The organism is Pontibacter liquoris (assembly GCF_022758235.1).
Taxonomy (GTDB): Bacteria; Bacteroidota; Bacteroidia; order Cytophagales; family Hymenobacteraceae; genus Pontibacter; species Pontibacter liquoris.
On record NZ_JALEBG010000001.1, the window covers coordinates 889,473 to 910,639 of the forward strand.

The window sequence follows — 21,167 nt, forward strand, 5'->3', positions numbered from 1 at the left end:
GGATCCGGTTGTAAGCCCACCACTACGAAAGCTTGCCTGATGCAACGTTTTAAGGCAGGTTTTTTATAATTTGCAACTTAGTTATACTTTAAATCGGTACGCAGCCGCACGAAATGAATATCATTAAGAATTTAAAGATACGGGATAAGCTCCTGCTGTTGATTTTTCTCCTGCTTCTTCCGCTGCTTTTTTTCGTCATATCAGCCATCCGGCAGGAAATCAATGTGGAGAAAAAACTGCAGCAGGAGGCCCTGCAACTGCGGGAATCTGAAAAGATATCCGATCTGATACATGCCTTTCAGAAAGAGCGGGCGCGTATTCTGGCAGCCTCCGGTGGCGACACGGCCTATCTGGTAGAAGCCAGAACACTGCGCAATGCCACCGATGCGACCGAGCGTGAGCTGCAAGATTTCATTGTCAGTTCCGGCCGCTCTTTTCCGGACCTGGCCTTGCTGAAAGACCTTAAAAAATACCGCGCCGACCTGGATCAGAACAGGCTGGATGTGCAGGAGTTCAGGAGTTATTCTACCGGAGTGATCTTTACTTTTCTGGACAGGATAGATGCCAATGCCACCGACATCAGCAATGCCGCCGTTAGTAAGGAGCTGACGAGCCTCCAGCATCTGGTGGAAACGAAAATTCAACTGGCCCGGATCCGAAGCCTGCTGATGATGGTGATTCAGGAAGGCGCCTTTTCGTACCAGAACTACGGCCATATTTATTCCCAGATCGAAGCTTACAACAAAGCACTGGCCGATGTTGTCCGGTTTTCGGATGCTGTTACCGTTGCGGATGTGCAGCAGATCACTGCTTCCGAAAATTACAAAGAGGTTGCCGCCATTTTGCAGGCCATCGAACAGGACCCCGAGATCAACCTTTCCAAACTTAACACCACCCATACCTTTCAGGTATTTACCCAAAGTATAGAAGACTACCGCAAGGCCGAAAATCAGCTCATCAACCACATCCGGGACGAGGTAGATGCGGAAAGCATCCAGAAACAGCGGAACCTGACCTTGCTGATCATTGGGCTTCTCCTGATCGTGGGCACCACTACAGCCCTTGCCATCTACATCATCAACCTGATCTCCCATTCGCTTTCGATCCTGAAAAAAGCGGCCGACCGCATCAAACTTGGCGCTTCGGATGTGGTGATCGATATTGACAGCAAGGATGAAATTGGCAGTGTGGCGGATTCCTTCAGAGGCGTGCTCCAGAAAACGGTCTCCCTCTCGCAGGTTGCCCGGGCCATCGGCAATGGCCACTATGATGTGGAAGTGGCCGTGCAGAGCGAGGAGGACGAGCTGAGCTTTGCCATAAAAGACATGAAGGATAGCCTGCAGGCCTTCACCACCGAAAACCTGAACCGCAACTGGGTGCTCACCGGCATGTCGGAGCTCAACAACCAGCTGGACAGCGAAACCACGCCTGCGAAGGTAGCCGAAAAGGCTATTGCGTTTCTGTGCAACTATACCGGCTCGGAAGCAGGCATTTTATACCTGCACCACGACAACGGGAAACTGGAGCCTGCCGCCAGCTATGGCGTGCAGTACAGCCGCGAACAACTGCCCACGTTCCTGATCGGCGCCGGCAAGGTAGGCCAGGCGGTAAGCGAGCGCAGCGTAAAAGTGCTGGAAGGCGTGCCCGATGAGTACATGAAGATCCGCACCGGCCTTTCCGACATTACCCCGGCGGCCATCATCATCATCCCGTTATACTTCGGGCATACGGTTGTGGGGGCGCTGGAGCTTTGCTCGCGCAAGCCCTATAACGACCTGCAGCAGCGGCTCTTCGGCTCGGCTTCCGAAAGGATCGCGGTGGTGCTGTATACTTTAAAAGCGCACCTGCAAACACAGGAGCTGCTCTACGAAACACAGAACCAGGCTGAGGAGCTGGAAACACAGCAGGAAGAACTACGCCAGCTCAATGCCGAGCTCAAAGCGTCGGAAGAAGAGCTGCGCGTGAACCAGGAAGAACTGCAGGAGAAAAATGCCGAGCTCGAAGAAAAGGCGCAGCTGCTGGAAGAGCAGTACGAAGCGCTGAGCACCAAGAACAAAGCACTGGAAGATGCCCGCCAGGCCATCGAGCTCAAGATCCAGCAGGTAGAAACGGTGAGCAAGTATAAAAGCGATTTCCTGGCCAATATGAGCCACGAGCTGCGCACGCCGCTAAACTCTATCCTTATACTTTCGCGGTTGCTGGCCGATAATGTGGAGAACACCCTGTCGGGCAAGCAGGTTGATCATGCCCAGATCATACACAAATCGGGGAACGACCTGCTCAAGCTCATCAACGAGATCCTGGACCTCTCCAAGATCGAGTCCGGCATGATCCGGCTGGAGGCTGATGAGATTGCGCTGGCCAATATTTCGCTGGCGCCCATGTTTCAGGAGATGGCGGCCAGGAAACAGATCCGCTTTTCAGAGAAGTATACGCCGGGCAGTTTCGATACCATCATCACCGACCGCTTCCGGCTCGAGCAGATCCTCAAAAACTTTATCGGCAACGCCCTCAAGTTTACAGACCAGGGTGGCGAGGTGACGCTTTCTGTTTACCCCGTGCAAGACAGGCCCCGGTTCCGTTCAGAGCAGCTGCGCCAGCAACCCGACATTGTAGCCTTTGCCGTGAGCGACACCGGCATCGGCATTCCTAAAGAGAAGCAGGAGGTGGTGTTTGAAGCCTTCCAGCAGGCCGATACATCTACTACCCGCAAGTATGGCGGCACAGGCCTGGGGCTGACCATCAGCAAGGAGCTGGCTGCCCTGCTGGGCGGAGAGCTGATGCTGGAAAGCGAGCCGGGCAAAGGCAGCACCTTTACCTTATACCTGCCCCGTGTGCCGTTTACAGCCGGCGCCGGCAAAGCGCAGCCCGAAAAGGTACCGGCGGCAGCCCCTTTGGCGCACAGTAGGGCCGCAGCTGTCCGGAGCGCGTTTGATAAACTTGAGCAGCGGGAGAAAAAAGATATTGCAGTGCTGATCGTGGAAGACGACAAAGGCTTCAGTGATATCCTGGCTGATTTTGCAACGGCCAAGAATTTCAAAGTGCACCAGGCCTATACCGGCACCGATGGCCTCCGGCTGGCCCGGGAAGAAAGCCCCGATGCCATGCTGCTGGATATCAACCTGCCCGATACCAATGGCTGGGAAGTGCTCCGGCAGGTGCGTGAAGACAAAGACCTGCGCCACATAAACGTGCATGTCATGTCGGCTTACGATAAGGAGGTGATCGGGGAGTTCTCCGGAAACGAGGAATACCTGCCCAAGCCCGTTACGCTCGAAATGCTCAACAAAGCCTTCACCACCATTTCCACCACCTCGGGTACCTCCATCGAGAACATTCTCATTGTGGAAGATAACGAGATCGAGAACAGGGCCGTGGGCGAGCTGCTGCTGGCGCATGGCCTGAAATCCACCTCGGCCTTTTCGGCTGAGGAAGCCGAACAGGTGCTGGCCAAACAGAAAGTGGACTGCATCATCCTCGACCTGAACCTGCCGGGCATGAAAGGCTACGAGTGGATGAAAAAGATCAAATCGCAGACCGGCCTGGCCGATATCCCGATCATCATTTACTCGGGCAAAGACCTGCTGGAAGAAGAGGAAACCGCCCTGAAGGAGTTTGCCAACACCATCATCATCAAAAACGAATACTCGTACCTGCGCCTGCTCGACGAGGTGCAGCTTTTCCTGCACAAGGTAAACCAGAAGCTGCCAGCTGGCGATGCGTATAAAATGAAGCTGCACGTGCCCGAAGAAGTGCTGCGCGGCAAAAAAATACTGGTGGCCGATGACGATGTGCGCAACATCTACTCGCTGAGCAGCCTGCTGGAGATGCACGGCATGGAAGTGGTGGTAGCCTATGATGGCAAGGAGGCGCTGCAGAAACTGGAAACGACCTCCGGGATCGACATGGTGCTGATGGATGTGATGATGCCGGAGATGGACGGCATCGAAGCAACAAAACGAATCCGGGAGATTACACGTTTTAAGCAACTCCCGATCATCGCCCTCACTGCAAAAGCCATGAAAGAAGACAGAGAAAAGTGCCTGGAAGCGGGCGCCTCCGACTATATACCCAAGCCGGTAGATACCGATAAGTTGCTGACCTTAATGCGGGTATGGCTGTATGAGGCCTGATAACGATGCCCTTTTTGAGCAGGAGGTGGAAACGCTGATCCGGGAGATCCATGCCCAGTACGGGTATGATTTCAGCGGGTATGCGCGGGCCTCGGTGTACCGCAGGATCAGACGTTTTCTGTCGCACAAGCACCTGGAAACCGTAGGGGAACTCCGCAGCAGGCTGTTTGCCGACAGCTTTTTTTTCGAGAATTTCCTGCAGGAGATCACCGTGAACGTGACCGAAATGTTCCGTGACCCGTCGTTTTTCCTCTCGCTGCGCCAGAATGTGCTGCCCATCCTTTCCACCTACCCGTTCATAAAGGTATGGGATGCGGGCTGCAGTTCGGGCGAAGAGCTTTTCTCGCTGGCCATCCTTTTAAAAGAGCAGGGCTTGCTGGACAGGACCAAGATCTACGCCACCGACATTAACCAGAAAGTACTCAAACAGGCAAAGGAAGGTATCTTTTCAGCGGCGAATATGGCCGCTTACACGGCAGGCTATTATGCGGCCGGGGGCAGCCAGGAGTTTGCAAGCTATTACAGTAGCAACTATGGCAGCGTGAAGTTCGATTCGGCACTGGTTAAGAATGTCGTTATCTACCCGCATAACCTGGCCACCGATTTCTCTTTTAATGAGTTTCACCTCATTTTGTGCCGCAACGTGCTGATCTACTTTAACCGGGAGCTGCAGGAGCGGGTTTTCGGGTTGTTTGATGAAAGCCTGGTGAGTCTGGGCTACCTGGCGCTGGGCAAGAAAGAAACCCTGGCCATGTCGGGCATCAGCAGCAAGTATAATTTTGTGGACAAGAATAACCGGATCTACCGGAAAACGATCTGATGAGTGCAGCAGGCAAGGTTATTGTGATGGGAGGTTCCTGGGGCGGCATTCAGGCGTCGCTGGCTATCCTCAAAGGGCTTCCGGCAAATTATTCCATCCCGGTTATACTTGTGTTGCACCGGCTCCGGAGTGCCGAAGGAAACTTGCAGGAGGTATATGAAAAACGGATCGCGCTAAAGGCCGTGGAGATAGAAGAAAAAGAAAAGCTGGCTGCAGGGCACCTATACCTGGCGCCGGCCAATTATCATGTCCTCATCGAGAAGGACCATACTTTCTCGCTCGACGACTCGGAACTGGAGAACTACTCCCGGCCCTCCATCGATGTAACCTTTACGAGCATTGCCGATGTGTTTGGCGCAAACGCCACGGGCATTCTGCTCAGCGGCGCCAGCAGCGACGGAAGTTCGGGATTAAAGCATATCTTTGACAAAAGAGGCATAGCCATTGTGCAGCACCCTGAAGAGGCCGAAGTGGCTACCATGCCTTTGGCGGCCTTAGCCCGTGTACCGGACGGCAGGGTACTGCACACCGCGGAAATACAAGCTTTTTTACTTTCTTTACATGATCACTGACCATCCCCTTACATCTGCGATTTTGGCATCAGACATTCAGGAAGTGAAGATCCTTTTAGTGGACGACATGGTCGAGAACCTGGTGAGCCTGGAGAGTTTGCTGTCGAAAGAAGATGAGCCGATTACCTACCTTTTTGCCCATTCGGGCGAAGAAGCCCTGAAGATCGCCCTGCAGGAAGAGCTGGCCCTGATTTTATTGGATGTGCAGATGCCCGGCATGAACGGCTACGAAGTGGCCCGCTACCTGCGCGATATCTCCAAGACCCGCGAAATTCCCATCATCTTTGTAACGGCCATCAACCAGCAGGATGCGCATGTGATCGAGGGCTTTGAAGCCGGCGCCGTAGATTTCCTCTTCAAGCCGCTGCACCCTTACATTACCAAAGCCAAAGTTTCTACGTTTGTGCGGTTTTACCTGCAGAAGAAGGAGCTGGAAAAGATAAACAAGCTTGCCCTGGAAATGAACCAGGAGCTGGAAAAGCGGGTGAACGAACGCACCCGGGAGCTGACAAAGGTAAACAAAGACCTCGACAACTTTGTATACACCGCCTCGCACGACCTCAAAGCCCCCATCAACAACATAGAAGGCCTGGTGACGGCGCTGCACGAAACACTGGCCGATAAAGGACTTGCCCTGGCAGAGGTTTCGCCGCTGCTCGAAATGATCAACAATGCCGTGGCCCGCTTTAAAAACACGTTGCTCGACCTGACCGAAGTGGCCAAAGTGCAGTATGAAGAGGACACCGAGAAAAATAAAGCCAGCTTCCAGGAAATATTCGACGATGTGAAGCTGAACATCAAAGACCTGGTTGCGCGCTATGACGCCACGCTGGTGGAGGATTTTTCGCAGGCGCCCGAGATCTTCTTTTCCCGCAAAAACCTGCGCAGCATTATATACAACCTGGTTTCCAACGCGATCAAGTATAGTTCTCCTGATCGCAAGCCTGTGATCACGGTCACCACGACGGTGGAGGATCAGTATACCGTGCTGACTGTGCGCGATAACGGACTGGGTGTGCGGAAAGAAGATCAGCCGAAAGTGTTTGGCATGTTCAAACGGCTGCATGCGCACGTGGAAGGTACCGGTGTGGGCCTGGCCATTGTACAGCGCATCGTGGAGAACAGCGACGGCAAAATAGAACTGGAAAGCGAGCTGGACAAAGGCTCCATATTCAGGGTATACCTGAAGTAAATCAACCTATCCTGCCAGTGGGTAATTAATAAGGATGCACTGTGCTATCTTTGCTTTTATGAACACCCTTAAGCTGAGCTCTTATTACCGCCTCTCTGCCTTTTCGGATTACCGGAGTATGAAGGCAGCCCTGCCGTATATGCAACGCGTGGTGCTGGCAAAAGAGCTGGTGGAAGTGCAGGAAGAAGAAGCCCGCTCCTTTGTGGGGCGCATCAGCGGGAAAGGATACAAGAACTACCTGGAGCCCCTCCATGGCCACAATACCCGCTTTACGGCTATCCAATCCCTGATAACTGCCCTGCAGGTGCTCTACAAAAGTAATGGCTACTCGGCCCGCTACATCGTGATCGAACGCGGTTAGATTAAGCTGATTGATACTTGCTATACTAGCGCAAGCGTCCGCTTGTGCTGCTCCTGCACTGACCAAAGCTACGCAAGCTGCTTCTGCCAAAGTATAAAGCTGTTGCATACGTAAGGCACAAGCGGACGCTTGCGCCAGAGGTTATACTACCAAGGATTACTATTATCAAACGCATGTCTTAATAGGCGTGCACAATTCCTTCCTGCAAGGCTTTGTCATAGTTCTCTTTCTCGAACTGGTACAGGAACGGGGAGCGGTGCGCGCCGATGTGGCGTTGCTCGTCCAGCTTTTTGATCAGCCCGAGTGCCAGCAGCTTTTTAGGGAAGTTGCGCCGGTCCAGTTCTTTGCCCAGGATCGTTTCGTAGAGCACGTGAATCTCGGGCAGCGTGAATTTTTCGGGTAGCAGGTTATACCCGATGGGCTGGTGATAAATCTGAAGGCGCAAGGTGGCTAAAGCTTTCTCCACCACATCGTTGTGGTCGAACAAAAGCGGAGGCAGCTCACTGATATCGCACCACTGGTAAGCATCCGTGAAAAAATCGGTTTTAACGGTCACTTTCGAATAATCTACCAGCGCAAAGTAGCCGATAGACAGTGTCCGTTCCAGCAGCCAGGTGCCTTCTTCCACGTCCAGGCCATACTTGTCGGCAAACTCTTCCGCGCTCGTTTCCTTTACCCGGAAAGAGGTATCACCGAACGTATAAAACTGTTGCAGATACAGATCCTTCAAACTCGTGCGGTCCTGTAAAATGCGGTACGCGGCCTGCGTCAGCGGCTCGCGGCGCCGGATAAAGCCGCCGGGCAAGGCCCAACTATTATGTCCTTTTACCCGAAGCAGCAAAATTTTTAACTGCTGATCGTGGTACCCGAAAATAACGGAATCGATCGCTACGTGGGGCAGAAATTCTTGATGACCAGATCTGACAAATCGCAACGCTTCTTCTTCAGTATTCATAGAGCAAATGTAAATAAAATAATGCGTAAGATGTACGCAATTAAAATTATCTTCTTACCTTGATTGCGTAATAAGTACGCAATTGTTCATGCGCACCAATTTCCTGCATAAACTTAAAACAACCCGATCATCCATTTTAATCAACAAGTATGGCAAAAGTTTTCTCATCTCCCAGGTCCTATCTGTTTATAGGCGGTATTTTGATATTGCTGGCAGCTTTATGGAGCTTTACCGGTTCAAAAGAACAGCCCCGGGTGCTGGTCTTCAGCAAGACGGCCGGTTTCCGGCATACTTCCATTGAGGCCGGGCAGGCAGCCTTGCTGAAAATGGGGCAGGAGCATGGCTTTGCTGTGGATACCACCGAAGATGCCGCTAAGTTCAACGAAGAAAACCTGAAACGTTACCAGGCGGTTGTTTTCCTGAGCACGACGGGCGATGTGCTGAACGCCGAGCAGCAAAACAGCTTCGAGCGCTACATCCAGGCAGGTGGCGGCTACCTGGGCATCCATGCCGCTGCCGATACCGAGTATGGCTGGCCCTGGTATGGGCAACTGGCCGGCGCCTGGTTCGATAATCACCCCATGCCCGACAATGTGCAGAAAGGCACCTTTGTGGTAGTAGACAAGAAAAATCCGGCCACCAAGTTTTTGCCGAAGCGCTGGGAGCGGGAAGACGAATTCTATTCCTACAAAAATATCAGCCCGGCCATAAAAGTGTTGCTCAAGATCGATGAAAAAACGTACCGCGGCGGCACCAACGGCGACAACCACCCCATGGCCTGGTACCAGGCGTTTGACGGTGGCCGTGCTTTTTATACAGCCGGCGGCCATACCGATGCTTCGTTTGCAGAGCCTTTGTTTCTAAAGCACCTCTGGGGCGGGCTGGAGTACGTAATGGGAGGCGATAGCCCGAAACCACTTGACTATAGCAAAGCGCACACGCGCAAGATGCCCGAAGAAAACCGCTTCTCGAAAGTAGTGCTGGATGAAAAGCTGAATGAGCCGATGGAGTTGACGGTGCTGCCTGATAACCGGGTGCTGTTTATCGAGCGCAGAGGCAATGTAAAGCTTTACAGCCCTAAAACCGGCAAAGTAACCGTAATTGCCAATATTCCGGTGAACACCAAAGTAACCGATAAAGAAGGAAAAGTGTCGGATGATGAAGGTGGTTTGCTGGGCCTGGCCAAAGACCCGAATTTTGCGCAGAACAACTGGATATACCTCTACTACTCGCCGGAAGGAAAAGAAGCGAAAAACATCCTGACGCGCTACGAACTGAAAGGGGATGCGCTGCAGTTGGATTCCAAAAAAGTACTGCTGGAAGTAAATACCTTCCGTTTATTAACCGCCCACGCCGGCGGTTCCCTCGCGTTTGATGCCAAAGGAAATTTATACCTGTCCACAGGCGATGACATCAACCCGCATCAGTCCAACGGATTCAGCCCTTCTGATGAGCGCCCCGGACGTGAATTTTATGATGCACAGGCAACATCGGCCAATACCAACGACCTGCGCGGCAAGATCCTGCGCATACACCCTGAAGCCGATGGCACCTATACCATACCCGAAGGAAACCTCTTTCCGAAAGGCACGCCCAAAACCCGGCCGGAGATCTATACCATGGGCCACCGCAACCCGTTCCGTATTGCTATAGATCAGAAAACAGGCTATTTATACTGGGGTGATATTGGCCCGGATGCAGCGCAACCCGGCGATAAGCGCGGGCCAGCCGGACAGGATGAGGTAGGCCAGGCACGCCAGGCAGGTAACTTTGGCTGGCCATACTTTGTAGGCGACAACAAGGCGTATTTCAAGTATGATTTTGCCAAAAGCCTTTCTGGTGCGCCACACGATCCGGCAAAACCGGTGAATAACTCGCCGAACAACACCGGTGCAAACCAGCTGCCGGCTGCCCAAAAGGCGCTGATCTGGTATGGCTACGACGAATCGAAAGAGTTTCCGATGGTGGGAGCCGGTGGCCGTTCGGCTATGGCCGGCCCGGTATACTACCAGGACCAGTTCAAAGGTGCCGCGCGTGCCTTCCCCGACTATTACGATGGCAAGCTGTTGATCTATGAGTGGATGCGCGGCTGGATGATGGCCGTTACCCTGGACAAGGATGGCAATTACCAGAGCATGGAGCGCATTATGCCAAGCTACAAGTTTTCGAATCCGATGGACATGGAGTTTGGCCCGGAAGGAGATCTGTACATGCTGGAGTATGGCAGCGGCTGGTTTGCCCAGAACGATGATGCCCGTCTGGTGCGCATCGAGTATAACGGCGGCAACCGCAAGCCGGTGATCCAACTGGCCGCAGACAAAAAAGGCGGCGCCATTCCGTTCGAAGCGCATCTTTCTGCAGCAAGCACCAAAGATTATGACAACGATGCCCTGCAGTATACCTGGGAAGTAACGTCGAAAGAGGGGGCTTCCAGAACCTTTGCCGAGGCAAACCCAACCGTAGCATTCGATAAAGCGGGTGTATACAAAGCTACCCTGACGGTGAAAGACGCCAAAGGCGCGAGCAGCAGCCAGTCTTTGGAGATCATCGCAGGCAATGAGCCGCCGGTGCTCACTTTCCAAGCCACATCCAGCAACCAGACCTTTTTCTTCCCGAACCAGTCGTTTGACTACGAGGTGAAGGTGAGCGACAAGGAAGATGGCAGCCTTGCCAATGGCAAAATAAAGCCGCAGGAGGTAGCCGTTAACATCGATTACCTGCCCGAAGGCTACGACATGGTGGCTATTGCGCAGGGCCATCGCAGTGCCGATGCGTCGGTGGATGTGGTGAAAGGACAGAAGCTGGTGGAAAGCAGTGATTGCAAAGCCTGCCACGGCATCGATAAAAAGTCTGTAGGGCCCTCCTTTAAGCAGGTAGCCCAGAAGTATAAAGACCAACCGGCAGCAAAAGAAAAGCTCGCTAAAAAGATCATCAATGGTGGTGGCGGCGTATGGGGAGCGGTGGCCATGAGCGCCCACCCGCAACTTTCGCAGGCCGATGCGGCCGAAATGGTAAATTATATTCTGAGTTTGTCGCAGCAAAAGCAGGCGGCTCCGGCCTCGCTGCCGGTAAAAGGCACCTATGCCATGGCCCTGCCGAAAGGTGATAAAGGCGAAGGCACCTATGTGATCAGGGCGGCTTACAAGGACAAGGGCAGCAACGGCATTCCGGCTATTACCGCTGAAAAGGTGCTAACACTGCGCAACGCCAAAATGCCATCCGGAAAAGCTAACAAAACAGAGGGCACCATGAAGTATGGCCCTATTGTGATCGCCTCCGTGAGCGGCTCCTACATGGCGTTCAACAACATCGACCTGACCGGCATTGAGCAGATCGCCTTTACCGCCGTGGCGCCCAAAGCGCAGATGAATGCCGCCGGCGGCCTGATTGAGGTAAGGCTGGGCTCCCCAACCGGCAAACTGATCGGGACGACCCCGATGATCGAACCGGTAGCAGAAGCAAGTCAGGCCAGTATGCCGGCCCCCGTGGTAGCCAAACTCTCGGGCGCCACTGGTATGCAGGACGTATACTTTGTCTTTAAAAATGGAAAGGCACCCGCAGGCCAGAGCTTGTTCGCGGTTATCGACCTGGAGTTTCAGAACGGCAAGAGCACGCAACCAGCGCCAGGCAAAGCAAGCACGCAACCTAGCCTTTCTGCTGAGGCGCTTAAAGCGTATGCTGGCAAGTATAAAATGACAGGTCTTCCGTTTGAGTACGTCGAGATTACGCCAAAAGCAGGCAAGCTTCGCGTAAATGCAGGCGGGCAGGAGGGCGACCTGGTACCGGGCGCGGAGGCGGATGTATTTGAAGGCGATAACGGCGCTGTATTTACGTTTGGCCGTAACAACGCGCAGCAAGTCACCACCCTGACACTGCAAGCCCAGGGCTTTGCCTTTAAAGGCGCCCGGGAATAAAGTTCTGGCTGATTTGAATAGCCGGCTTTTTACAGCCGCTTATACTTACCAAAACAACAAATCCCGCTGCTTAGCAACGGGATTTGTTGTTTATAGGGTTTTGGGATTGGCCTTATACTTACAGGGCGCTTGCTTATACTTCTGCTACCGGGTAGCTTACTGCAGCGCTCTTTTTATCGCTTCGTCGGTTACTTTGGCCATGATGCGGTAACCGGCCGCATTGGGGTGAACCCCATCCAGGGTCAGTTCAGCTTTCTGGCCCTTGCGATCATCCACCAGGGGCGAGTAATAATCGAGTACCGTGAAGTTGTTGGCTTTCGCATACGCCCGGATCATTTTGTTCAACGCGATGATCTTATCGGCGGGCTCCATGCCTTTGCGCCACGGGTATTCATTAATAGGCAGGTATTCACAAAGGATGACTTTGATGTTGTGAAGGCGGGCAAGTTCTGCCATCGACGCAATGCAGTCCATGATGCGCTCATTGGTTACGTGGCCCGTGTTTCCGGCAATGTCGTTGCTGCCGGCCAGGATGATGACGGCTTTGGGGTGCAGGTTGATGACGTCCTGGCGGAAGCGAATGAGCAGCTGCGGGGAGGTTTGTCCGCTGATGCCCCGGTCCAGGTACGAGTGCTCGTTGAAATATTCCGGCACCAGCTTCTTCCAGTTCTCAAAAATGGAGCTGCCCAGGAACACCACCCGGTCTTCGCCCGGCTTTGGAGGGGCCAGTTGCTGGTTCTCCTGCTCGTAGTGCGACAGGTCCGCCCAGTCGTCTTTGTTGCTTATTTCCTGCGCATGCCCGCCGGCAGCTATAAAAAACGCAAAAAGGAGGAGGGAAAGGTATTTCATATTGGCAGCGTAAAGGATTGAAACCTTAAGGTATATAATAAATTCGTTAGAACCACTGCCAGTTGATTTCTTGCTAGGATAGCAAGTGGTTTCATGTATGATGTGCCGATACCCGTTGCTTGTTGTTTCTTGCCTTTACTTTAGTTTATACTTTATGGAATTGTTATGCTGATGCAAGGCACTAGCGGACGCTTGCGGCAGAATGTGAGATTATAATAACACGGTTTGGCTATATTTAGTTATATTTTTTGTTATATTCATAAGCTATCGCTTCAAACATGCTTTAAAACACCATGAGTAACCTATACACTGCCTATATTCTAGTTGATTTTTCTGATGATTTTCATGGAGTAAATTATGCAGCTATTGGGAAAGAGTTTCTAGGTGTAGACGCTAAACTCGTGTTACCATTTAATCATAATCAGCTTAATTTAGGTAGCTTGATGATTGAGCTAGTGTATTTTGTTCCGCCTATTGTAAAGGAGAGTATGCAGGTACCTCCCATTCTTTCCGATAATAGTTTCTTGAAAGTGACATTTAATTTAGAGGAGGAAAAGTTAAGATCATTATATAAGAAAAGACATAGAGAAAATATCAATCAGTTGGTTTTGCATAGAATCATGCATCTAATGATAGTGTGTAATATTGCTGTACCAGGTATGTTTAGCTGGTATGATGGTAAATTGCTCCTAAATGGAGAGCCGATATGGAACATTGAGAGACATTATAATGAACTGGCCTTTGCTTATGAAAGAAGTAGAAGCTTAAAATGGCCTTTGCTAGAATTTTTAAGTATTAATCAGGTGTGGAATTGGTACTTTGAATTCGAGAAAGGATTAGAGAAGCCAAGTACTTCTGCTATTGAAAGGGCACTTAATGCTCTATCTCACACATTTACCTCATCAGGTGATTGGGAATTCGGAAATATCTTTTGGGCTCTTCTTGCTTTAGAGGCCCTTTATTGCAAAGGACACAATAACCTTCAAAATCAATTGGTTGAAAAAACGGAGTTATTTTTAGGAGAAAGAACAGCTTTCAAAAAAGAAGTTGGTAAAATGTATGATTTTAGGTCACGCTTTATACATGGAAATATTAACTTCCCTAGTAAATTTTCTTACGATGACATCTCTGATGAATGGGATAAATATATTCAATCATATCAAAGTTCTTTTCATCTTGCTTTGGCTATATTATTAGCTACCATCCAAAAGCTAATAAAAACTAATAAAACAAGTATTGACTTTAAACTTGTGCTTGAGGAATAGTGAATCTTGAATAAAAACAAAAAAGCCCTGCAGACTTTCATCTACAGGGCTTTTAAACTTTAATGTACCTTGGGCCGGAGTCGAACCGGCACGAGTGTAACCTCACAGGTGTTTGAGACCAGCGCGTCTACCAATTCCGCCACCAAGGCATTCTGGCTCCCGATCAGCTATCAGGAACGTGCTGCAAACTTAGATAATGTTTCCTGAATACGCAACAGATATTTTTTCTTCAGGTAGTATGTTTTTACCTGCTGCAGGGCCTCCTCGCGCGTAATACCGTGCAGCTCGGGGTAGCGCTGCAGCACCGGCAGAATGTCGTTATCGAGCTGCGCCATGGTGCCGGTGCTTTTCTCGCCCACGGCATGCAGGCGGGCCGCATCAAAGTCAAACTCCAGCTCCATCAGCTCCTCGTTCAGCTCCATCATCTCCATCAGGAAATCCGACGGCAGCTCATTTTTGCCTTCTTCCAGCAGTCCGTGCTCTTTTAAAATATACTGCATGCGCAGGTCCGGGTCGGAGAGGGTGCGGTAGGCGTTGGTGTTCTGGGTAGAAAGCTGCAGGATCTCGTCCTGTTTTGCCTGCGGCGCATTGGCATGAAAGTCAGGATGGTAGTCGCGGCTTAGCTGGTAATATTTTGCTTTCAGCGCTTTTTCGTCCAGCAGGAAGCTTTCCGGTATACTATAAAACTCGAAGTAGTTGCTCATAACTCTGGTATGGTTAAACAGGTATAAAAACCGGCTTTCGCTAGCTTTTATACTTGCAAAGGTACGTGAAAAGCCACGATTGTTTTAAAATGAGCGCAAAAGACCGCAGCGGCAGCCCCGGCCGCAGCAAAAGCTCGGCCTTTTCAGGCCCGGCCTGCCACGCCCGAAGCCCTTCTGATATTGCAAAAGCACAGGTTGCCATTAAAATAAAATTAAATGGGGTTGCCTGCTGCAGCCCCTGTAAAAAGAGGGGCTGCAGCGGAGTTTGGCCATTGCGTAAAAAGTAGTACTATTTTGTACTGTTTCGCCGAAAAAAAATATCCCGGAAAGAGCGAACCAATATTCCGAAAGCAAGTATAAAGCTTAACTAAAGCTGTTCTGCTGTAACAAGTTACTCCTGTTGTTTTAAGTATAAAGCCTCAAACGGCGATTAATTCAACTAAAACAGAACCGACAACCTGTAGCGCTAATGCTTACGCCCTGGCGCCTGTAGCTGACATACTGAAACTGAATTGGCATACTACCAAATTGGAATATATGAATAGAATTGTACGAAAACAGAATCCTTTTACTGTAAGAGTATAGCTGTTAGGCATCCGTTCAGGAGCCTTTACCCAACCTTCCACATTTCACCTCCCGTAAGCGCCTGCTACTTCAGGCCGAAGCTATACCTGAATTTTCCTTGTCCTCCGGATACGCACAGGCTGCAAAACGCCGCTCGGGTGCCGGATTCCGGAATAGCTGCATAGAAGTAACAGGTTTTACAACATTGAAATGTGCACACTCCCCGGTTTAGCCCGCTCTCCTGTTTTACAGGAGCAAAGCTGCCTCAGAATAAAGGCATAGCGCAAAACCGGCAACAACAATCACCCTGACTACCAGATTTTATAGTACGAAGCACCCTAGTACCGCAAGCCATGCAAAACATTTATAAGTCCTTTCTCCTGCTCCTTTTTGTTATCGGAACTGTCCTGCCACTGTCGGCCCAGCAGAAAATTCCGCTGGGAACTACCGCCGAGGTAGCTGGCACCTTTAAAGCCATTGCCGCCGCTAAAGCCAAAGCCGGCGTTAACGGGCTGAAGACCACCAGCAAGAGCAATATGGTGCGCCAGTCGGTGCCCGGCCAGGACTCGCTGGTGCTGAACCTGAAAGTAAGCAAGCGCGAGGGCCAGAAGGATATTTACATCGGCGAAGTTGCCAACAAAAAGAACAGCACCTTTTTTGTGAAGGTGGCGGGAGCTGAGCTCTCGGGCTACATTATCTTAAAAGATCAGAAAAAGGCTTACCAGTATACCTCTACCGCTGCCGGCGCCGCTTACCTGCAGCAGGTGGACATAGATAAAGTGCTTTGCATAGAGTACTTCGAAGGGCCTGTGGCCAATGGCGCCGCTACCCAACAGACTACGAGCAGCGCAACCGCTACAACTTCGGTAACAGCGCTGCAGAGCTTACCGGGCGCTCCGGCCGTGGTGCTGCTTGATTTTGATGGCCAGACCGTGAGCGGCACTTACTGGGATAATGGCAACACGATCAATGCTGCCCCGGCTAACTTAACCACCGCCGAAATGCAGCAGGTATGGGAAATGGTAAGCGAAGATTTCAAGCCCTTTGCCGTTAACATCACCACCAGCGAAACCGTGTACCAGAGCGCACCTATCGCACAAAGAATGCGCATCATCTTTACGCCGACAAACTATTTCTATCCCAATGCGGGCGGCGTATCATATGTGGGCTCTTTTAACTGGGGCGACGACACCCCAGGTTGGGTATTTAACTCCGGGGCAAAGTTTGCCGGCGAGGCAGGCTCGCACGAGGCGGGGCATACGCTGGGCTTGTCGCACGATGGCCGTACCTCGCCTTCGGAAGCCTATTATTACGGCCAGAACTCCTGGGCCCCCATTATGGGAGCCGGGTATAACGTAAGCCAGGTGCAGTGGAGCAAAGGAGAGTATGCCTATGCTAACAACCTGGAAGATGATATGGATGTGATCACCACCGAGAACGGCTTTGGCTACCGCCCCGATGATCATGCCAACACCAGCAGCAACGCCACCTCCTTGAAGGCAGATGAAGCAGGCAATGTGCTGGCCTCGGCCAATGGGGGCATCATTACTACCGGCAGCGATGTGGATGTTTTTACATTTCAGACAAACGGCGGCGCGGTGAACCTGACCGTGAACCCCACCGAAACCTATGCCAACCTGGACGTGCTGCTCACGCTGAAGAATTCCGCAAACGAAACCCTGGTAACAGCGGACCCCAGCAGTGTATCTGCTACGGTAAACCAGACCTTGCCTGCGGGCACCTACTACCTGTATATAAAAGGAGCCAAAGGAGCCATGGGTGCCAGTTCTAATTACGGCTCGGTAGGACAGTATACTATTTCCGGCACCTTGCCAGCCGCGGCTGCAGTTGCCAGTACAATACGCATCACTTCCGGTGGCACGCAGTTCACCGACAGTCAGTCGCATACCTGGAGCGCAGACGCCAACTACAGCGGCGGCACAACTTCTTCTAAGTCGTTTGATGTGGCCGGCACTTCCGATGATGCCCTTTATCTGAAGTATCGCTACGCATCAGCCGGCGCCCTTTTCAGCTACAAAATACCTGTAAGCACTGGCACCTACCGGGTGAAGTTGCATTTCCTGGAGCCCTACTTTGGCGCGCCCGGTGGCAAGACAAGCGGCAACGCAGGCGCCCGCGTGTTTCATGTGGATGTGGAAGGCAAGCGCGTGCTGAGCAACTATGATATCTATAGCCAGGATGGTGCGGGCAAGGCTGTTGTGAAAATATTCGACAACGTTTCGGTAAGCGACGGCACGCTGACGATTGCCTTTACCTCAGTAAATGAAAATGCCATTGTCTCTGCCATCGAAGTGGAGAAAATGCCGGCTGCCACACAGTATACCTTAGCGGTAAGCACCACTGGCAGCGGCGCGGTAACTCGCAGCCCCGACCAAGCCAGCTATGCCGAGGGCACAAGTATAAGCCTGACAGCCAAGCCGGCTTCCGGCTACCAGTTTGCCGGCTGGAGCGGCGACGTGACCGGTACAGCCAACCCGCTTACAGTTACCATGACTGGCAACAAAGCCATTACAGCTAACTTTAAGCAGATCACGACCAGCACAACCAGCATCGTTCGGATCTCAGCGGGTGGCGCCCAGTACACCGACAGCCAGTCGCATACCTGGAGTGCAGATGCTAACTATAGCGGCGGTCTCAGCGCCTCCAAGTCATTCGACGTGGCGGGCACTACCGAGGATGCCCTGTATCTGAAGTATCGCTACGCCTCGTCCGGTGCTCCTTTCAGCTATAACATTGCGCTGGGTGCAGGCACTTACCGGGTGAAGCTGCATTTCCTGGAGCCCTACTTTGGTGCACCGGGCGGCAAGACAAGCGGCAACGCAGGCGCCCGCGTGTTTCATGTGGATGTGGAAGGCAAGCGCGTGCTGAACAACTATGATATCTATAGCCAGGATGGCGCGGGAAAGGCCGTCGTGAAAACGTTTGACAACATCGCGGTAAGCGACGGCACGCTGAACATTGCTTTCACCTCGGTAGCAAATAATGCCATCATTTCCGCTATTGAGATAGAGAAGATTACGACTTCAGGCACAGTGGCAACCGCTGCCGAAATGCCCGGAACGCATATTGCCTCCGAGCTGGCACAAGTAGAAGCCTATCCGAATCCGTTTACTGAGAGCATTCGCGTTCGCTTTGGCCTGCAGCAGCCCCAGTCTGTCGATGTGAAAGTGTTTGACCTGCAGGGCAGGGAAGTTGCGACCCTCTACCAAGGCCAGGCCGCAGCGCAGGAGTATGAATCGGAGTGGAAACCGGCACCAGGACTGGCTTCCGGTATTTACCTCATCCGGCTGCATACTACCGATAAGACAAGCTATAAGAAAGTTATCCTGAACAGATAACCCGGGTAGGTATAAAGTATAAAAAAGCCGGACAGCATCATGTTGTCCGGCTTTTTTACTTATAAGATGTGGGGCAGGTGCTGGCGGTAACGTTTATACTTGCTGGCGGCTCCTGCGCAGCAACTGTAATTTATACTTGTGTCTGCCGTAGGGACCACGCCTGTGGCGGGGCGGCAAACAAGGTTTTGGTAGCCGGCCATACCTGCCCGAAGAGTTCGGAGCCGCGGTACTGGTTCAGGTGCTCTTCGGTGTCCCAGAGGCTGTAGGTGCTGTACACGTTGGGCTCGTTTATATCCTGCAGCAGCTCCACGTGATGGCAGCCTTCAAAAGCCCTGATCCGGTCTTTGGAATTGCGGAAGATCTCCAGGAACGCCGCCGTCTTATCTTCCTGAAACGTCATCCGGACGATGCGAACGATCATAATTTTGAATAACTGAATTTTGAATAACTGAATAAGGAAACTGAAGCAAAGCTACGCTTTTATCACTCCTTTATTCAATCATTCAGTTATTCAAAATTCAGAATTAATTCAGCTTCCCGGATAAAAGCGCACATCTACCTGCGAGTCGAAGCCCAGGCCCAGCAGCTCGGCGGCGTGGCCTTTGTTAATGCCGATGCAGAGCTGGCCCAGGCTGTTGTAAATGCAGCAGCAGTCGCCGTCGTCTACCTGGGTAAAGTTGGGCAGAATGCGGCCCACTGTTTCGCGGGCAAAATGCACGGTAAAGGTGCGGCCGTGGGCAATAGTTTCGATGCTGTCGCGGGTAATATCGGTGATGAGGTTGCCGTAGCGGTCTACATGGATCACGTGGCCGGAGATAGCATGATCGCCCAGGCGCAGCTGCCGGTTCAGGAGCTGCTTGAAATGCTGGGTACGCTCGCCGAGCACCTCCAGCTCGCCGCCTTTTGACAGGTAGAGCGCAGCAGGTGCCAGCAGGTCTTTGGCCGGAAAGGGCATCAACGGAAAATCGGCGTGCAGTTCTACCACCACTTCAGGCTGCCCGTCGGTCAGCAGCGAGAGCAGGCCGTTATCGGCCAGCAGGAAGTAATGGCCTTTATACTTTGCCGCATGATATTTACCATACTTGCTCCCGTTGGTATCCACGGCCGCCAGGTGCACGGTGCCCTCAGGGAAGTCGCGGAACACGGAACCCAGCACGTATTCAGCATGCGCGATGTTGAAAGGCTCAATGCCGTGCGATACGTCCACGATGGTGGCCTGGGGCTCTTGCGAGAGAATTTTTGCTTTCACGGCGGCCACATAATGATCGCTGTACCCAAAATCAGATGTAAACGTAATTAGAGCCATATTACGAACTATAATAGAATAAAATTTGTACTAATATAGAAGAATAGTAGTTAATTTAAAGGAATTATTCCTACGAACACTATACATAACTAAGCATTTGGTAGAGAAAGTAATAACCCTGGAGAATATTTCTCTGATCGACTTTTTAGGAACAGAGAATCAGAATATAAAACAACTGGCTGCCGCTTTCCCCAGCAGCAAGATCATTTCCAGAGGAAACGAGATCAAGATCCAGGGCCAAACACCCGAAATCACCAAGATCCACGAAATCCTCTCGTCACTTATAGACCATTACCATAAGTTCGGAAAGATTACGCATAACAGTGTAAATAGATACCTCTCTTCAGATTCTTTTACAGATGAGGAAGTGATCGTTACCTCGCCGGATGTGATTGTGTATGGCAGCAAAGGTGGCGTGATCAAAGCCAGAACCCCTAACCAGCAAAAGCTGGTAGACACGGTGGAAAAGAACGACCTGACCTTTGCCCTCGGGCCGGCCGGTACGGGCAAGACCTATGTTTCGGTAGCCCTGGCTGTGCGCGCGCTCAAAAACAAAGAGGTCAAAAAGATCATCATCTCCCGCCCAGTGGTAGAAGCAGGCGAGAGCCTGGGCTTTTTGCCCGGCGACATGAAGGAGAAAGTGGACCCTTATCTGCGCCCGATCTACGATGCGCTGGAGGATATGATCCCGGTCGAAAAGCTCAAGTACTACCAGGAAAACAAGATCATTGAGATCGCGCCGCTCGCTTACATGCGGGGCCGTACGCTGAACAATGCGTTTGTGCTGCTGGATGAGGCGCAGAACACCACGCCGGCCCAGATGAAGATGTTCCTGACCCGTATGGGGCCGAACGCCAAAGTGATGGTAAACGGCGACTGGTCGCAGATCGATTTGCCGCGCAACCAGCGCTCCGGTCTGATGGAAGTGCTCAACATTCTGCGCAACGTGAAAGGCATAGGCTTTGTGGAAATGACCACCGAGGACGTGGTACGTCACCGCCTGGTAAAAGAGATCGTGAACGCCTATTCCAAACTGGAAGAGGAGCGCCGTGCCGCCCGTGAAGAAGCCAAAGCCGCCGAAAACGGCGAGGCTGTAAAAGTAAACGGCTACAACCGCCGCTACCAGGCCGAAAGAGACTAACAACGGGGCGCCTGCTTTAAACCTGAATCCTG

General features: G+C 51.9%; 14 protein-coding genes and 1 tRNA gene. 9 read left to right on the plus strand and 6 right to left on the minus strand.

Annotated elements, in window-relative coordinates:
- Window positions 1-113 precede the first annotated feature (113 nt).
- Genes LWL52_RS03590 through LWL52_RS03610 form a run of 5 tightly spaced genes read left to right on the plus strand, consistent with a single transcriptional unit; the run spans window position 114 to window position 7,078 of the window.
- A complete protein-coding gene (locus LWL52_RS03590) occupies window positions 114-4,133 on the plus strand; it encodes a response regulator (protein ID WP_242917006.1) in 4,020 nt (1,339 codons plus the stop codon).
- The gene (locus LWL52_RS03595) at window positions 4,123-4,953 is read left to right on the plus strand and encodes a CheR family methyltransferase (protein WP_242917008.1); all 831 of its coding nucleotides are present in this window, start codon (window positions 4,123-4,125) and stop codon (window positions 4,951-4,953) included. Before LWL52_RS03590 ends, LWL52_RS03595 begins: the two co-directional genes overlap by 11 nt.
- On the plus strand, window positions 4,953-5,525 hold the full coding sequence (locus LWL52_RS03600) for a chemotaxis protein CheB (RefSeq protein WP_242917010.1): 573 nt from the start codon (window positions 4,953-4,955) through the stop codon (window positions 5,523-5,525). Before LWL52_RS03595 ends, LWL52_RS03600 begins: the two co-directional genes overlap by 1 nt.
- A gap of 22 nt (window positions 5,526-5,547) precedes the next feature.
- Complete coding sequence (locus LWL52_RS03605) at window positions 5,548-6,717, plus strand: sensor histidine kinase (protein WP_242917012.1); 1,170 nt, start codon at window positions 5,548-5,550, stop codon at window positions 6,715-6,717.
- A 58-nt stretch (window positions 6,718-6,775) separates the two neighbouring features.
- Window positions 6,776-7,078, plus strand: a complete 303-nt coding sequence (locus LWL52_RS03610) for a hypothetical protein (RefSeq protein WP_242917014.1) — start codon at window positions 6,776-6,778, stop codon at window positions 7,076-7,078.
- A gap of 178 nt (window positions 7,079-7,256) precedes the next feature.
- Here the strand turns inward: LWL52_RS03610 and LWL52_RS03615 are convergent, their stop codons facing one another.
- Window positions 7,257-8,033: an NUDIX hydrolase gene (locus LWL52_RS03615; RefSeq protein WP_242917016.1), complete on the minus strand. Its 777-nt coding sequence runs from the start codon at window positions 8,031-8,033 to the stop codon at window positions 7,257-7,259.
- Between the two features lie 149 nt (window positions 8,034-8,182).
- Here LWL52_RS03615 and LWL52_RS03620 point away from each other — a divergent pair, with 149 nt between their 5' ends.
- Window positions 8,183-11,947 carry a ThuA domain-containing protein gene (locus tag LWL52_RS03620; protein ID WP_242917018.1) on the plus strand — a complete coding sequence of 1,255 codons (3,765 nt, stop codon included), beginning with the start codon at window positions 8,183-8,185 and terminating at the stop codon, window positions 11,945-11,947.
- Window positions 11,948-12,103: 156 nt separating this feature from the next.
- On the opposite strand, the gene LWL52_RS03625 is transcribed toward LWL52_RS03620, so the two are convergent.
- Window positions 12,104-12,796: a GDSL-type esterase/lipase family protein gene (locus tag LWL52_RS03625; protein ID WP_242917020.1), complete on the minus strand. Its 693-nt coding sequence runs from the start codon at window positions 12,794-12,796 to the stop codon at window positions 12,104-12,106.
- A gap of 293 nt (window positions 12,797-13,089) precedes the next feature.
- Here LWL52_RS03625 and LWL52_RS03630 point away from each other — a divergent pair, with 293 nt between their 5' ends.
- Window positions 13,090-14,061, plus strand: a complete 972-nt coding sequence (locus LWL52_RS03630) for a HEPN domain-containing protein (RefSeq protein WP_242917022.1) — start codon at window positions 13,090-13,092, stop codon at window positions 14,059-14,061.
- Between the two features lie 65 nt (window positions 14,062-14,126).
- Here LWL52_RS03630 and LWL52_RS03635 read toward each other — a convergent pair.
- Window positions 14,127-14,210 (minus strand) — tRNA-Leu (locus LWL52_RS03635).
- 21 nt (window positions 14,211-14,231) lie between these two features.
- The gene (gene hscB, locus LWL52_RS03640) at window positions 14,232-14,765 is read right to left on the minus strand and encodes a Fe-S protein assembly co-chaperone HscB (RefSeq protein ID WP_242917024.1); all 534 of its coding nucleotides are present in this window, start codon (window positions 14,763-14,765) and stop codon (window positions 14,232-14,234) included.
- Window positions 14,766-15,682: 917 nt separating this feature from the next.
- On the opposite strand from hscB, the gene LWL52_RS03645 reads away from it, so the two are divergent.
- The gene (locus tag LWL52_RS03645) at window positions 15,683-18,688 is read left to right on the plus strand and encodes a malectin domain-containing carbohydrate-binding protein (RefSeq protein ID WP_242917026.1); all 3,006 of its coding nucleotides are present in this window, start codon (window positions 15,683-15,685) and stop codon (window positions 18,686-18,688) included.
- 130 nt (window positions 18,689-18,818) lie between these two features.
- Here LWL52_RS03645 and LWL52_RS03650 read toward each other — a convergent pair whose 3' ends face one another.
- Together LWL52_RS03650 and LWL52_RS03655 are read right to left on the minus strand one after the other, a co-directional pair.
- Window positions 18,819-19,109 carry a putative quinol monooxygenase gene (locus LWL52_RS03650; RefSeq protein ID WP_242917028.1) on the minus strand — a complete coding sequence of 97 codons (291 nt, stop codon included), beginning with the start codon at window positions 19,107-19,109 and terminating at the stop codon, window positions 18,819-18,821.
- Window positions 19,110-19,217: 108 nt separating this feature from the next.
- A complete protein-coding gene (locus LWL52_RS03655) occupies window positions 19,218-19,994 on the minus strand; it encodes an SAM hydrolase/SAM-dependent halogenase family protein (protein WP_242917030.1) in 777 nt (258 codons plus the stop codon).
- Window positions 19,995-20,091: 97 nt separating this feature from the next.
- Here LWL52_RS03655 and LWL52_RS03660 point away from each other — a divergent pair, with 97 nt between their 5' ends.
- Window positions 20,092-21,135 (plus strand): PhoH family protein, encoded by a 1,044-nt coding sequence (locus LWL52_RS03660; RefSeq protein WP_242917032.1) that lies wholly within the window; start codon window positions 20,092-20,094, stop codon window positions 21,133-21,135.
- Window positions 21,136-21,167 lie beyond the last annotated feature (32 nt).